Raw genomic sequence first — 14422 nt, 5'->3', positions numbered from 1 at the left:
GCTCAGCGTGCGAGACCGCTGACCCGCACATCGGCCGCGGATTTCACCAACAGCGCCAGATCGTGCGGTATCTCGCCCGTGCCCGCCAGGAAGTCGACGCCGCCGTCGGCGGGGTCGATGCGCTCGTCGAGCGGCGCGCCGTCGAAATCGGTGATCCTGATGCCGGATTCGCGCGCGATGAGACTGCCCGCTGGCAGGTCGATCACACCGGCGCGGTAGCCGACGAATCCGTCGATGTCGCCGCGACTCACCATCATCCAGCACAGCAGCGGCGACCACAGCTGGATCACGCGCCGCGCATTGGCCTCGAGTGTGAGCCGCAGCCCGCGCGCCACCGGATCGGCGCTGCCGACCGAATACCCTTGCAGCCAGGCCAGTGTGGGGGCCGAGCGCTTGCGTTCGCGAGCCAGGCCGCGGATGCGGCCGTGCGGGCCGAAAGCGCCGCCGCCGCGCACCGCCCACCATGTCCGGTCGGTGGTCGGTTCGTGCACCACGCCGACCACCGGTGTGCCCGCGTGGCACAGCGCGATGCCGACGGAGTAGACCGGCAGCCCGACGGCGATGTTGTTGGTGCCGTCGAGCGGGTCGACCACCCAGCACCAACTGTCCTGCGCGCCGCCGTGCCGCCCGGACTCCTCGGCCAGGATCGCGTGTCCGGGAAAGGCCTCGCGCAGCCGCCGCAGGATGATGTCCTCGGCGAGCAGGTCGAGTTGGGTCACCAGATCGCCGTCGGCGCCCTTGGCCCGCACCTGCAGGGCCTCGCGTAGGCCCGCGCGGATCGCCGCGCCCGCTTCCTCGGCCGCGGCGATGGCGATATCGGTGGCCGAAGCCACGACGGCGGCGTCCGGCGCCTCGTTCATGATCTCGCCTGATCGCATCGGTCCTCCAGCTCTCGCGGGGTGTTCGAATCGGCCAATCGTTCCAGCACCACCCGCGCGAACCGGCGGGTCTCCTCGGCGGTGCAACGGATGCGATATACCCGATGATCCTCCCCGAGAACCGCTCCGAGTGATCGATCGGGGCAATCCGGCCGATAATCGCCCAGGACGACGGTGGCGGCGTTGCCGCGCACATCGGACAGATGGAACACCCCACGCGGCAGCCGGTAGGTGTCGCCGCGGCCGAACAGTTCCCTCGACCGGTGCCGGTGGCGCACCAGCCGCGGCGTCGCGCGCACCAGATCGCCGTCCTCGTCGCTGCGGACCTCGAAGATCCGGTGCGTCGGCGCCGCCGCGTCCACCACGTCGACGACCTCGTTCGCCACCGTCCCGTACAGGACGAAACTCACCAGGTCCCAACTGTGCGCGTGGATCGGGGACGTGGTGAGCCGGGCGTGCACGCCGTCGCACCACACGTGCACGCAGATGCCGAGCGTGCCGCCGCGCCACACCGGAAAGCACAGGAACCCCAGCGGATGTCGCACGGCGGTGACCTCGCCTCGGCCCGCGACGACGTCGCTGAGCCAGGCGCGGGCCCAGCGGCGCATGTCGGCCGCGGTGGTCTCGGAGGTGATCGGCCAGCGGGCGGGTAAGTGATCGTGCACTAGTACGGATTCCTCGGTTGCAGCGCGCGCCGCGTGATATCGGCGACATCGCGGTCGGTGAAGGATGCGGGCAGGCCGAGTCCGAGGGCGTCGAAGAGTCCGCGGACCTCGTCGACCGTCGGCTCGTTGCCCAGCGGCAGTTCCTCGCAGCGGCTGAGCTGAACCCGGCGGGTCTGTTTGAAACTCGCCACGAGTTCTCGGTTGAGGTCGCGGTAATAGGGCTTGTCGCGTTCGAACATGAGCGCGGGGGTGTTCGGATTGTCCTGGGTGACGATGACGCAGCTCGACGACAGATCCCAGCGGAAGGTGGTCATCACCGAGGACAGCCCGACCTCGATGGTGAGGAAGGTGAACCGCTGCCGGAACCAGCACGCCGCGAGCACCGTCGCATACGACTCCCGCCGCGTCCGCTCGGTGGTCCACGCCTCGTCGGAGCGCCCGGTCTCCGGGCTGAGCGAGGTGCGGAACTGCGCGTAGGTCTTGCACAGCGGTTCGTTGGCCGGGTCGAGTATCTCCAATTGCATACGCAGCGGCCGCTGTTCGCGGCGGGCATTCTCGACGCAGGCGCGCAGCGTGACCGCGCGGATGTAGGTTCCGGTGCCGCCCTTGAAGATCCATACTTCGGTATCGCGCCGCGCCAGCGTGTGCGCGTGCCCGATGTCCGGCCCGTACAGCAGTTGCACCGCCGACGCGTCGCGCACCGCCTGCGCCGACAACTGCCGGTCGCGCAGCAGGGTGGTGGCGAGCAGGCCGAGCACAAGCAGTACGACCGCGTTCACCTGGTCGACGTCGATGAGGTCGAGCACCGCGAGCACGCCGACGACCATGGCCAGCACCAAGGCGACGACACCGTCGATATTGCCGCGCAGCCAAGCCAACAACCGAATCATGAACAGCCCTCCCCTGTCCCTTCCACAGAATAGGCCCAATATCGCGGAAAACCCGAGCTTCGACCACACTTCGCACCCCTCACACCCGGCGATCCCGGCCCGTGCGGAGCCTCGGGTGCGTCGCGGAGCGGTCGCCGGGGCGGGGGCGGCTAGCCTTGGCCGGTGACGTTCACCGAGTTGCCCTTCGGTTCCTGGCCGACCGCCATCACCTCCGAATCCGTTGTCGCCGCCGCGGTGCGACTGGGGGAGGTACGGGTCGACGGCGACGATGTGTACTGGTCGGAGGGGCGTCCCGCCGAGAACGGCCGCACCCAGATCGTGCGGCGCGGCGCGGACGGCGTCGTCACGGATCTACTGCCGGGGGACATGGACGCGCGCACCGCGGTGCACGAGTACGGCGGTGCGGCGTGGTGGGTCCGCGACGGTGTGCTGTGGTTCGCGAACTGGGCCGACCAGCGGCTGTATCGGCTCGAACCCGGAGGGGTTCCGGTGCCGATCACCCCGGTTCCCGATGTCGCGCGTGGTGACCGGTTCGGTGACGGCGAGATCGGTCCCGGCGGCGAGGTGTTCGCGGTGCGGGAGCGCCATCCGAGCGACGGCGGTGGCGCGGTCGCGGTGCGCAACGAGATCGTGCGGCTGTCGGATACGCCCGAGGTGGTGGTGAGCGGCCCGGATTTCGTGGTCGCGCCGCGGCCGAGCGCGGACGGCGCCCGGCTGGCCTTCGTGGCGTGGGATCACCCGTCCATGCCGTGGGACGACACCGTGCTGCGGGTGCGCGACCTCGCGACCGGCGCGGACACCGTCGTCGCGGGCGGGCCGGGGGAGTCGGTGGGGGAACCGCGGTGGCAGGCCGACGGGTCGCTGCTGTTCCTGTCCGACCGCACCGGCTGGTGGAACCTCTACCGCTGGACCGCGGGCGGCGGTGTCGTCGCGGTGGTCGAGGTCGATGCCGAGATCGGCGTGCCGGCATGGCAGTTGGGGTCGGCGCGCTACGCGGTGCTCGACGACGGCGGCATCGTGTTCGCGCGGTGGCGCGACGGCTACGACGGCCTCGCATGGCGTCGCCCGGACGGCTCGGTCCGGGAACTCGACCTGCCGTTCTCGGCGTTCTCGGCCGTCGTGCGCGCGGGCGCGGACTCGGTGGTCGTCGTCGCGGGCAGTCCCACCGCCGAATTCGGCGTCTACCGCGTCGATGTCGGCGCCGTGGCGGTCGAGACCCTGCGCGCACCGCGCGATCTCGGCCTCGACCCCTCGGAAGTGTCGGTGCCGGAACCCATCTCGTTCCCTTCGCAGGACCCGACCGGCGCACCGCGCACCGCCCACGGCCTGTTCTACCCGCCCGCCAACGCCCGCTACACCGGTCCGCGCGGGGAACTTCCGCCGCTGCTCGTGTTGATCCACGGCGGCCCGACCGCGCAGGCGCAACCGGTGCTGTCGCTGTCCACCCAGTACTGGACCGGCCGCGGTTTCGCCGTCGTCGACGTCAACTACGGCGGCTCGACCGGTTACGGCCGCGCCTACCGTGAACTGCTCGCCGGCGCTTGGGGGATCGTCGACGTCGCCGATTGCGTCGCCGCGGCCCGCTGGCTCGGCGAACGCGGCCGCGTCGACTCGCGACGGCTGGCCATTCGCGGCGGCTCGGCGGGCGGGTACACGACGCTGGCCGCGCTCACCCTGCCCGACACCCCGTTCAGCGCGGGCGCGGACCATTTCGGCATCGCCGACCTCGAGGCGCTCGCGGCCGACACCCACAAGTTCGAGAGCCGCTACCTCGACCGGCTGGTCGCGCCGTATCCGTCCGGGCGCGACATCTACCGCGACCGGTCGCCGATCCATCACGTCGACCGATTCCGCAAGCCGCTGATCGTGTTGCAGGGCAGCGAGGACGCGGTGGTGCCGCCGAACCAGTCGGAGATGATCGTGGCGGCGCTGCGCGAACGGCGGATTCCGGTGGCCTATCTGTTGTTCGAGGGCGAGCAGCACGGTTTCCGCCGCGCCGCCAACATCCGTCGCGCACTCGACGCCGAATCCAGCTTCTACGCCCAGGTGTTCGGGTTCGCGCTGCCGGAGTCCGAGGGCATCGAGCCGGTCGTCGTCGAGAACCTGAACTAGCCCGCCGACACCGCGCGGCGCAGGCACCGGCCCGCTTCCTGCCTGGCGCGGACCGGGTCGTCGGCGTCGGCGATCGTGAACGACATCTCGGTGAGCATGCCGTAGAGGCCCGCCGCGTGCAGGTCGGGACGAATGTCACCGGGCAGCAGACCGGCGTCGATCATGCGGGTGGCGCTCGCGAGCAGCAGGCCGTGGAATTGCTGTCGGTCCAACTCCCGCCACCGCTGCCAGCCCAGCGCGACGGGCCCCTGGACGAGCACGATCTCGCGGTAGTCCCGTTCACCGCAGATGTCGAGGAAGGTGTCCATTCCGGCCAGCAGTTGCTCGAGCAGGTCGTGGTCGGCTCGTACACGGGCCTCGACGCGGTCCCGTGCGTGTCGCTGCTGGTCTTCGAAGACCGCTTCGAACAGTCCGCGCTTGCCGCCGAAGTGGTGGTACAGCGCGCCACGGCTGAGTCCGGCCGCGCGCACGAGTTCCTCGGCCGACACCGCCGCGAAGCCCTGTTCGACGAACGCCCGCAAGCCGGTGTCGACCAGGACTCGGCGGGTGTTCTCGGCATACATCCGGCGCAGCGACGGCCCTGAGCTCATACGAACGGTATAGCAGATACAGCCTGTAGCTGATATACAACGTGTATGTGAAGTGTCGGTGGCGACCGGCGCGGAACGCACCGACAACCGACATCGCCGAGGAGTCGTCGTGGCCGAATCACCGCTCGGCACCCTCGAATGGGCGCGCGCCGACAACGGCGCACTCTCGTTCGCCGAACGCGCGACCTTCCGCCGCGCTGCCCTGCGCGCGCAACTTGCCGAAATCCGCGCCAGAGCGCTGACCGCCCTCGCCCCCGTCGAGGGCACATCCCCGCGCGCGGACACCGCACCGCCCGACAGCGCCCTCACCCGCACCGCCTACAGCCTCGCCGCCGACACCTACTCCGCGCCGCTGCTGCACCACTGCCTGCGCAGCTGGCGATGGGCCGAATTGTTCGCACGGCGCGACCGCGTCCGCTTCGACCCCGAAATCCTCTATCTCGCCTGCCTGCTCCACGATCTCGCGCTACCGAATCCGGTCGAGGGCCACTGCTTCGCCGTCACCGGCGGCATCGACGCGAAGACCCGACTGCTCGCCGACGGCGCGGACGAGGCCACCGCGACGCGGGTCGCCGAAGCCATCGCCGCGCACATGAACATCGACGTCCCCCTCGAACTCGGCCCCGAGGCCCACTTGCTGCACGCCGGAGCCCACCTCGACGTCGCGGGCACCCGATACACCGCACTGCCGACCACCGCCTTGCGCGCGGTGCTGGCCGACCACCCGCGCACCGGATTCGTCACCGAATTCGGTGGTCACATGCGTGCCCAGGCCGCGGCCGCCCCGCACACCAGGGCCGGACTCGCATGGCGCGCGGGCATGGCCATCCCCCTGAAACGCAACCCGCTGAACAAGCTCGAGGCGGTCGCGCGCCCGGACGAGCCGATCGGCGCCCCGCTCACCCTGCCCGACGGGCTCACCGGCGTCGAAGCGGGTCCGCCCGACGCGACCCCGGTCCTGCTGCTGCACGGCATGATGGGCGGCGCCTGGCAGTTCTCCTGGTTCCAGAAGGCGCTGACCGAGGCCGGATACCGCAGCCTGGCGATCAACTACCGCGGCCACCACGACAGTCGCCCCGTCCCGGCGCTGGGACGGGTGCGGGTCGCCGACTACGTGCGAGACGCGCTGGTAGCCCGCGAATACCTGGGCGCGGCGCCGATCGTGGTCGGCCAGTCCATGGGCGGACTCCTCGCCCAGGTGCTCGCCGCGCGCGGCGCGGTCGCGGCGGCGGTCTTCCAATGCTCGCTGCCACCGGCCGGAATCAGATGGGAGGGCGCGCGGAACCCCCGCACGATGCCCGCGCACATCCCCGCCGGACTCCTGCGCCGCCCCCTGACCCCCAACCGCGCCGAACTCGACGACCTGATCTTCAACCGTATCCCCGCCGCCGACCGCCCCGCGTTCTTCCACCGCCAAGTCCCTGAGAGCAGCCGCGCGGGCGTCGAAATCGCCTACGGCGCCATCGAAGTCGACCCCGCGGCCGTCACCTGCCCCACCCTGTCGGTCAGCGCCGCGCACGACCGACTCGTGTACCCACGCATCGGCGCGGCCATCGCCGACCGCTACCGCGGCGACCACCTCGAGATCCCCGACGCGGGTCACTACGCCCTCGTCGGCGAACCCGGCTGGGACAAGACCGCCGCGCGGATCATCGCCTGGATGGACGAGCGACGCGGTCGCGGCGGTGCGACACTCGACAACTGAAGTCCCGGCGGGATCGAACGCCGTCGAGTCGAGTGTCGCGCCGTCCACCGCGACGCCGGCGGGCGGGGGAAGCGCCGAGCGTTCGACGTATCGTGGGAGGACTCCGGACACCGAGGTTCCGCGGGGGTGAGGACGACACATGGTCGAGCACATGGTCGCTCGCGCGGAGCGGGCGCGGATCGCGCTGGAAATCGCGGGCGCGGGCGCACCGTTGGTTCTGGTGCCGGGCGCGGGCGGGCGCCGTGACGGCTGGGATCCGTTGTGGCAGTCGTTGACGGCCTCGAACCGGTGTGTGCGTTACGACCTGCGTGGCTGCGGCGCCTCGGAGTCCGTCGCCGACGCTTCTTTCCGGCACGCCGACGACCTCCGCGCGGTTCTCGACACCGTCGCGGCGCCGCGCGCGGCGATCATCGGAGTGTCGATGGGCGCGCGCATCGCCGTCGATTTCGCCCTCGAACACCCCGACCGGGTCGAGCGACTCGTGCTGATCAGCCCCGGAATCGCCGACTGGGACTGGACGCCGCGGTGGCGACAGCTCTGGGACGACCTCGTGACCACCACCCGAGCCGGACAACTGGACCGCGTTCGCGATATGTGGTTCCGCCACCCCCTGTTCGCCACCGCGCGCCGCGATCCCGCCCTCGCCGCCCGCCTGCGCGCTCAGATCGCCGCCGACACCTGCCATGTCTGGCTGCACGGCGACCGCGAGCGCCCACCCGCGCGCCCCCCTATCGAACACCTGCACGAGCTGGCGATGCCGACCCTGCTGCTGAGCGGAACCGAGGACCTCCCCGACTTCCGGCTCATCGCGGACATCGTCGCAGCCGCCATCCCAGACCTGGACCGCATCGATATCTCCGACGCGGGACATCTCCTGCACCTCGAACGTCCGCACAACGTCCTGAGCGCGCTCGAGAACTTCCTCGCCCGTCCCTGAGCTGCGGCGCGTCTCGGATCCTGCCGACCCACAGCCGCGCTGGACCGGGTGCGCCGACTGGTCGGTGCGCGGCGGGGAAACCGTCTATGGTCAGGTGCGCGGCGTCGGTGACCAGCACGCCATGATCGAGGCCCTGGAACAGCGTTCAGGCAGGGCCTCGAACCCCCGGAGCGGCGACTGCGCTGCCACGAGGTGACCTGAATCGCGCTACAGGAGGATCGCGAGCTGGCGCGATTGCGCGACGAGCGCGCCGGTGCTGTCCCAGATGTCGAAATCCTCCTCGTGGAACCCGTTGACCAGATGCGCGGTGCGCACCCGGCAGGCCAGCCAGCCGGGAGCGGGACGGCGCCGGATGTGCACGGTGAGTTCCACGGTGGAACTGCCCGCGACGCCGAGGTCGAACACCGCGGGTGCGGCGGAGTCGACCAGCAGCGCCAACGCGATCGGGTCGGGTTCGCGGCCGTCGGCGAACCGCAACCAGAAATCGAGAGCGGTGGTGCCGCCCGGGGCGCCGCGGAAGAATCCCGGCACCTCCGCCATCCGGAATTCGACGCGGGCGGCGATGGTGGCGCTCGCGGCGGAGATCCCGGCGAGCGGGTCGACGCAGCGGTCCGGCGGCGGCAGTCGCGGCGGCTCGCCGGACTCGTGGGTGCGGCCCTGCGCGCTCGCCAGATCGGTGAAGGTCGCAAGGACGCGCACGATCTCCTTGTCCTCGCGCAGCAGGGTCGCCGCGCCGGTCCCGGTGCGCCTGCCGACCCGCGCGGTCTCGGTGCGGATACGGGCCGGGCCGGTGCCGCCGGGACGCAGATAGTGCGCCGACGCCGACAGCAGATCGGGTTGCGGGATCTGTCGGCTCAGCGCCCGCAGGCAGCAGGCGAGCAGGTAGCCGCCGTTGGCGGTGCCCGCGCCGGTGATCCAGCGCGGCGACAGGTCGATCGCGTACTCGTGTTCGCCGAGCGCGGTGCTCGCGGTGTCGGTGTCGAAGGCGTAGCGCGTCGTCGTGGTCATCGGTGGCGTTCCTTTCGTTCCCGCGAATGATCATGCCCGTCACGCGCTCCCGTCGATTGCCGGGGAGGTCCCGCGCCGACAGCCGGACTCGCTTCCTCGATGTTCGGCACCTCGGTGAACGTGACCGTCGCGAACTGGCCGTCGAATCGTGCTTCCCGGTCGACGAGGCGTCCACGGCGGCGCCGACCGGCCGGTGACTCACACCGCGAGCGCGGCTTCGGCCGCGGCGACGACCTTCTCGCGATAGGAGCGGCCGAACAGCACCACGTGCACGAGCAGCGGATGCAGTTGATGCAGCGGCGAACGCTCGCGCCACCCGTCGGCCAGCGGACGAGCTTCCTGGTACGCGCCCATCAGGCGGTCCAACTGCGGTGCGCCGAACAGGGCGAGCATCGCCAGATCGGTTTCGCGGTGCCCGCCGTGGGCGGCGGGGTCGATGAGCCGGGCGCGGTCGCGGCACCAGCGGATATTGCCCGACCAGAGGTCGCCGTGGATGCGCGCGGGCGGTTCCGGCGGCCCGGCCAGCGCTTCGACACGGTCGATGACCCGCTCCACCAGTCGCACGCCGTCGGGTCCGAGGTGGCGCGCCGCCGCGGGCAGGTACGGCGCCAGCCTGCGTTCGGCGTACCAGCGCGCCCACGACATCTCGGCGGTCTCGGTGTTGTCCAGCGGCAGCCTGGCGATCCAGCCGGGCCACGGCGCGCCGAAGGCGGCGGGGGTGTGGGCGTGTAGCGCGGCCAGGTCGCGGCCGAGTTGTTCGGCCGCCTCCGGCGTCGGCGCGCTCTCGGGCAGCCACGGCAGCACCAACAGGGTCTCGTTCACCGCGAGTACGCTCGCGACGGCGTTCGGCGCGGCCGCGCCGAGCCAGCGCAGCCCGTCGGCTTCCGCGGCGAGCGCCCCGGCGTGCGCAGCGGTGGATTTGACGAAGACGTCGCGTCCGTCGGACAGGATCGCGCGGTGCAGTGTCCAGCTGTGACTCGTGCCGAGATCGGCGATTCCGCGCACGGTTCCGTCCAGGAGTTCACCCAGCCGCACCGCCAAACTCATGACACCTCCGTCACCCGCACCGACGCCTTCCACGGCGCGTTCGCGGCGCGTATGCGCGCGTGCGCCGTCGCACCGATGCGAGCGTACGCACCGCACGCGCCGCGTGCGCGGGGTATGGGGTGGTTGTCCGGAGTGTGCGCGGGGCGCGCGGGGGTTCAGCCGTTGGTCGCGGCGATGACGCGTTCGGCGAAACGGCTCAGATTGCTGATCTTGGTGTCCAGGCTCTCGGTGTCGTGCTCGGTGGTGTAGGGGTTGCGGAATCCGACGATGACATCGGTGACGCCCTTGTCCTCGAGGCGTTTGACCCCGTCCACGGTGAAGCCGTCCAGCGAGATCACGTGGATTTCGAAATCCTTGCGGGTGTCGTATTCGGTGCGCAGGGTGTCGAGTCGGGCCAGCAGCCGGTCCAGTTCGGCCGGGTCGCCGCCCGCGTGCATCCACCCGTCGCCGCGGCGCGCGGCCCGGCGCAGCGCGGGTTCGCTGTGACCGCCGATCAGGATCGGCAGCGGCTCGGTGGGCACCGGGGTGATCTTGATCGGCGGGAGATCGTAGTACTCGCCGTGGAATTCGAAGTAGCCGCCCGCGCACAGCCCGCGCACGATGTCGACGCATTCGTCCATGCGCGCGCCGCGTCCGGCGAACGGCACGCCCATGATCTCGAAGTCGTCGGGCCACGGGCTGATCCCGACGCCGAAGCCGAACCGGTTGCCGCTCAACGCCGCCAGCGACGCGGCCTGTTTGGCGACCAGCACCGGCGGCCGGATGGGCAGTTTCACCACGAACGGGGTGACGCGCAGCGTGGTGGTGGCCGCGAGGATCGCCGCGGACAGCACGAACGCCTCGACGAACGGTTTGTCCTCGAGGAATTCCCGATTGCCGTCGGGGGTGTACGGGTAGGTCGAGTCGGATTCCTCGGGGTAGGCGATGCTGTCGGCGACCGTGATCGAGGAGTACCCGGCGGCTTCGGCGGCCTGTGCCAGCGGCACGTAGTAGGACGGGTCGGTCATCGCCTCGGCATAGGTGAATCGCATATCGCTCGCCTTTCGTCGCTGGGTTCCGGCCCAGCGCACCCGCCCGCGCACCCGAACTGGAACGTGTTCTAATTCTGTCACCCCCAATTAATCATCCCGGCCCGAGCCCGTCAAGGCAGGCGCCCGTCGCCTGCCCGCGGTTCGCCCGGCGAACCCGCAGCCCGCGCGACTCCGGTTCCGGGTGGTCGAGCGACTATTCGGCACTCGAAGAACTCGATGTCATCTCGATTCTCCGGGAACCGCCCATGACAGGCTCCGAAACAGGTAGCGTCCGACCAGGTTTCCGGAAGTCGAGGACCGCGGCGAGCGGAAACCAGGGCAATCCGACACGACACCGAGACAGATCGGCCCTGATCGATGGACGACGCCGACCGCGCCCAAGCCCGAGTCTTCCTGCAACTGTTGAGCATGCAGGCAAGGACACTCAGCCGCGAGATCGCATTGACCGGCACCGGGAGTTCCGCGACCCGGAGACTGGAAACCGAACTACAGGACGTTCGACGCTACATAGATCGACTGCAACACCGTTTCCCGGACGCCGTCGCGCCCCGCTGACCCGCAGGGGGCGACGCCGCGAACCCGCCGATCCGTGGATCGGCGGGTTCGCCGAACCTAGCCGGCCACGACCTCGATCCGCGCCTCGTCGACCTCGATACCCGAATCGCTCGGATTCGCCTCCGCGCGCACCGTGATCCGCGCCCGATCGACGCCGTCGGCCTCCAGCGCCGCCGCGATATTGTTGCCGCGCGCCTCCGCGAGCGACTTGGCCTTCGCCACATCGGCGTCCGCGGCATAGGTGCTCACCCGGATACGGGTGTCGTTGCCCTGTAAGGGAATCGCCACCGCCTTCAATGTCACCTCGTCGACGGTGCCCAGATCCGAACTGCCGCTGTCGAAAGAGATCGGCGCGGCGGCCAGCGCCGCGTTGATCGCGTTCTGGATGCCTTGGCGCGCGGTGTCGAGCGCCGAACTCACCACCGAGGACGCGGTGGCGCCGAGGCTGGTGTGCCCGGCATGCGTCGTCGATGCCGCCGCGGTCGTGGTATTGGCGGTGCTCGCGGCCGAGGAATCCGAATCATTGCCGGAATCGCAGGCCGTCGTCAGCAGTAGCGCGGCGGCCGAAAAAGCGACTGCGAAAACGTATTTCCGGGTTGTCATCGATCAACTCCTGAATTCGGGCGGAATCCTACGAGATGGTGCGATGCGAGATCAGGACGCCAGGATCTTCGCCTTCATGGCGGCGAATTCGTCATCGGTCAGCAGTCCCTGTGATTTCATCTCCCCGAGTTGCCGCATCGCCGCCACCGGATCGGCGACCGGCGCGCTCGGCACGGCCGCGAACGCCTCGGGAGCCGGTTGCGGCGGCGCGCTGCGCTCGGCGGCCCACCGTTCACCTTGGCGTCGCGACACGCGATTGGACACCGCGGTGGCGGTGCCCGCGATGGCGGCGGTCCGCACGACCCCGCGCAAGAGACCTGGCATGGTGAACTCCTTCGGATGTCAGACGGTGGCTTCCAGCGCGTCGAGCGCGCCGAGCAGCGCCTGGGTTGGAATGCGGCCGGAGGCGACGAGTTGCGCGCCGCCACGCCGGAGGGCGACGGCGAACGGTGCGGCCCAACGGTTTTCGTACACGATCACGGCGCCCGACGCCCCCGGCCGCAGCGCCTCACCTGCGGCGTCGATATCTCCGCGATCCAGCAGACCCGATGACGCCTGCGCGAACAGGGTGACATCGAACTCGCCGTCGAGTCCCATCGCGTCGATCGCGACGCCGACCAGGCTGCCGTCGGCCTCCTTGCGCACGAAGCCGAGATCGAGGACGCGGATGATGTCGCGTTCGACCAGATCCCGCAGCAACGGCAACGCCGAACCGTCCGGTTGCCGGTCCGGCGGGAATTCCACCACCAGATAGTCGATCGGCCCCAGTTCCTCGATGTCCTGCTCGTTCGACATGAATCCTCGTTTCGGTATATCGGGGTGACGATTTCACTGTCGAGAACCACCGCCGACCCGGATCGGAACATTGTCGGAAAATCGGCGGACAAGGCGTAGCATCGGAGCGACCATCCGATGCCGGGTCGGTCGCGGTGGCTCCGAGTATTCCATGTGCGCGAACATCGGGACAGGGCACAAAATGATCACTTCGGCGACAACGACGCGAAAAGAAATCGAGTCCGCGGGCTCTCGCGCATTCCGCGCGCATTCGGGACGAATTCGATGAATTCCGACCCCGCGCCCTCCGACCCCGCGCCCTCCGGCCCCGCGCTGTCCGAGGACGAACGCCGGGAACTGCTGCGGCTGCGCCGCGAGGTCGCCGAACTGCGCGCCGCCGCACCGCGACGCACCCGATCCCGCGGGCGGCTCGCCCGCGGGGCGGCGGTGGTCGCCCTGCTCGTACTCACCGCCGTACTCGCCTTCGCCGCGGTGCCCGCCCGCTACCTGCACGGCGAACTGCTCGACACCGAGCGATATCTGGCCACGGTGGGCCCGCTCGCCGACGACCCGGTGATCCGCGCCGACCTCACCGACGCCGTCACCGACCGCATCACCGAACGCCTCGACCTGGAGCGGACCACCGCCGACGCGCTCACGGCACTGACCCGCGAACTGCCGCGCCTGCCCGACGCAGTCACCGGCCTGGCGCCGGTGCTGGCGAAGGAAGGCGAATCCTTCATCCGCGACACCGTCGCCGACTACCTCGCCTCCGACCGCTTCCGGGCGCGCTGGATCGAGGCCAACCAGCGCGCACACCGCATCCTGGTCGGCGCCCTCACCGGCGAGACCCGCGACGGGGTGCGCGTCGAGAACGGCACCGTGGCCATCGACCTCGGCCCGATCATCGACGCCGTCCGCGCCCGGCTCACCGAGCGCGGCTTCACCTTCGCCGCCGCCATCCCCGACGTTGACACGAACCTCGTCCTGATCGACTCACCGCGACTGGCGAAGGCGCAGCGCGCCACCTCCGCACTCGACACCGCGGCCACCGTGCTCCCGGCGGCCGCGGTGCTGGCCGCCCTCGGGGCCGTCGCGCTCACGGTCCGAGGGAAACGCCGCCGCACCGTCGCGCTGGTCGGCGTGGCGCTCGCCGTGTCCATGCTCGCGCTGGCCATCGCGATCGCCGTCGGCCGTGCCGTCTACCTGCGCGAGATCCCCGCCGACGCACTGTCCCCCGAAGCGGCGGGCGTCCTCTTCGACACCCTCGCGCTCCCGCTGCGCACCGCAGTGCGCGCGGTCTTCGTGCTCGCCGTGGTCCTGGCCGCCGTCGGATACCTCACCGGCCCATCACGGCCTGCGACGGCCCTGCGGCGCGGACTCGCCACCGGACTCGACGCCGTCCGCACCCCCGACCGGGCGCCGTACCGTCTGGAATCCGCGGTCGCCGCGCACCGGACCTCACTGCGGATCGCCGTGGTCGTCGCGGCAGCCGCCACCCTCGTCTTCTGGCGATACCCCTCAGGTGTGGTCGTCGCGGTCACCGTTCTGATCGCGCTGGCCGCGCTGCTGCTGGTCGAACTGATCGCCCGACCGGCCAGGGCTCGAACCGGATCGGAGTGAGCGC

General features: G+C 70.6%; 15 protein-coding genes. 5 read left to right on the top strand and 10 right to left on the bottom strand.

Going from position 1 to position 14422, the window contains the following annotated elements; genetic code table 11:
* Window positions 1-2 precede the first annotated feature (2 nt).
* Genes IT779_RS24630 through IT779_RS24620 form a run of 3 tightly spaced genes read right to left on the bottom strand, consistent with a single transcriptional unit; the run spans window position 3 to window position 2433 of the window.
* Window positions 3-878 (bottom strand): inositol monophosphatase family protein, encoded by an 876-nt coding sequence (locus IT779_RS24630; RefSeq protein ID WP_232542066.1) that lies wholly within the window; start codon window positions 876-878, stop codon window positions 3-5.
* Window positions 857-1543, bottom strand: coding sequence for a hypothetical protein (locus IT779_RS24625; protein ID WP_196151781.1), 687 nt, complete (start codon window positions 1541-1543; stop codon window positions 857-859). Before IT779_RS24625 ends, IT779_RS24630 begins: the two co-directional genes overlap by 22 nt.
* Window positions 1543-2433: a hypothetical protein gene (locus IT779_RS24620; RefSeq protein WP_196151780.1), complete on the bottom strand. Its 891-nt coding sequence runs from the start codon at window positions 2431-2433 to the stop codon at window positions 1543-1545. The genes IT779_RS24625 and IT779_RS24620 overlap by 1 nt, the downstream gene beginning before the upstream one ends.
* A 162-nt stretch (window positions 2434-2595) precedes the next feature.
* Between IT779_RS24620 and IT779_RS24615 the strand changes: the two genes are divergently transcribed.
* Window positions 2596-4545 carry a S9 family peptidase gene (locus IT779_RS24615; protein WP_196151779.1) on the top strand — a complete coding sequence of 650 codons (1950 nt, stop codon included), beginning with the start codon at window positions 2596-2598 and terminating at the stop codon, window positions 4543-4545.
* Here IT779_RS24615 and IT779_RS24610 read toward each other — a convergent pair.
* Window positions 4542-5135: a TetR/AcrR family transcriptional regulator gene (locus tag IT779_RS24610; RefSeq protein WP_196151778.1), complete on the bottom strand. Its 594-nt coding sequence runs from the start codon at window positions 5133-5135 to the stop codon at window positions 4542-4544. The two genes, IT779_RS24615 and IT779_RS24610, sit on opposite strands and share 4 nt — an antisense overlap.
* A 109-nt stretch (window positions 5136-5244) precedes the next feature.
* Between IT779_RS24610 and IT779_RS38875 the strand changes: the two genes are divergently transcribed.
* The gene (locus IT779_RS38875) at window positions 5245-6840 is read left to right on the top strand and encodes an alpha/beta fold hydrolase (RefSeq protein WP_196151777.1); all 1596 of its coding nucleotides are present in this window, start codon (window positions 5245-5247) and stop codon (window positions 6838-6840) included.
* A gap of 139 nt (window positions 6841-6979) precedes the next feature.
* Entirely contained in the window at window positions 6980-7777 is a 798-nt protein-coding gene (locus tag IT779_RS24600; RefSeq protein ID WP_196151776.1) for an alpha/beta fold hydrolase, read from the top strand.
* Window positions 7778-7984: 207 nt separating this feature from the next.
* On the opposite strand, the gene IT779_RS24595 is transcribed toward IT779_RS24600, so the two are convergent.
* From IT779_RS24595 to IT779_RS24585, 3 genes are all read right to left on the bottom strand, one after another.
* Window positions 7985-8785, bottom strand: coding sequence for a thioesterase family protein (locus IT779_RS24595; RefSeq protein WP_196151775.1), 801 nt, complete (start codon window positions 8783-8785; stop codon window positions 7985-7987).
* Window positions 8786-8983: 198 nt separating this feature from the next.
* Window positions 8984-9832, bottom strand: coding sequence for a fructosamine kinase family protein (locus IT779_RS24590; RefSeq protein ID WP_196151774.1), 849 nt, complete (start codon window positions 9830-9832; stop codon window positions 8984-8986).
* A 155-nt stretch (window positions 9833-9987) separates the two neighbouring features.
* A complete protein-coding gene (locus IT779_RS24585) occupies window positions 9988-10863 on the bottom strand; it encodes a TIGR03619 family F420-dependent LLM class oxidoreductase (RefSeq protein WP_196151773.1) in 876 nt (291 codons plus the stop codon).
* Window positions 10864-11220: 357 nt separating this feature from the next.
* Here IT779_RS24585 and IT779_RS24580 point away from each other — a divergent pair, with 357 nt between their 5' ends.
* On the top strand, window positions 11221-11418 hold the full coding sequence (locus IT779_RS24580) for a hypothetical protein (RefSeq protein WP_196151772.1): 198 nt from the start codon (window positions 11221-11223) through the stop codon (window positions 11416-11418).
* Window positions 11419-11475: 57 nt separating this feature from the next.
* Here IT779_RS24580 and IT779_RS24575 read toward each other — a convergent pair whose 3' ends face one another.
* Genes IT779_RS24575 through IT779_RS24565 form a run of 3 tightly spaced genes read right to left on the bottom strand, consistent with a single transcriptional unit; the run spans window position 11476 to window position 12816 of the window.
* Window positions 11476-12021, bottom strand: a complete 546-nt coding sequence (locus tag IT779_RS24575; protein ID WP_196151771.1) for an OmpA family protein — start codon at window positions 12019-12021, stop codon at window positions 11476-11478.
* 51 nt (window positions 12022-12072) lie between these two features.
* The gene (locus tag IT779_RS24570; protein ID WP_196151770.1) at window positions 12073-12345 is read right to left on the bottom strand and encodes an SHOCT domain-containing protein; all 273 of its coding nucleotides are present in this window, start codon (window positions 12343-12345) and stop codon (window positions 12073-12075) included.
* A gap of 18 nt (window positions 12346-12363) precedes the next feature.
* Complete coding sequence (locus IT779_RS24565; RefSeq protein ID WP_196151769.1) at window positions 12364-12816, bottom strand: DUF6325 family protein; 453 nt, start codon at window positions 12814-12816, stop codon at window positions 12364-12366.
* Between the two features lie 264 nt (window positions 12817-13080).
* On the opposite strand from IT779_RS24565, the gene IT779_RS24560 reads away from it, so the two are divergent.
* Window positions 13081-14418 carry a hypothetical protein gene (locus tag IT779_RS24560; protein WP_196151768.1) on the top strand — a complete coding sequence of 446 codons (1338 nt, stop codon included), beginning with the start codon at window positions 13081-13083 and terminating at the stop codon, window positions 14416-14418.
* Window positions 14419-14422 lie beyond the last annotated feature (4 nt).

The organism is Nocardia bovistercoris, from assembly GCF_015674855.1.
Classification (GTDB): Bacteria; Actinomycetota; Actinomycetes; order Mycobacteriales; family Mycobacteriaceae; genus Nocardia; species Nocardia bovistercoris.
The sequence above is the reverse complement of the archived record's forward strand: the minus strand, read 5'-3'. Positions and strand labels throughout refer to the sequence as shown.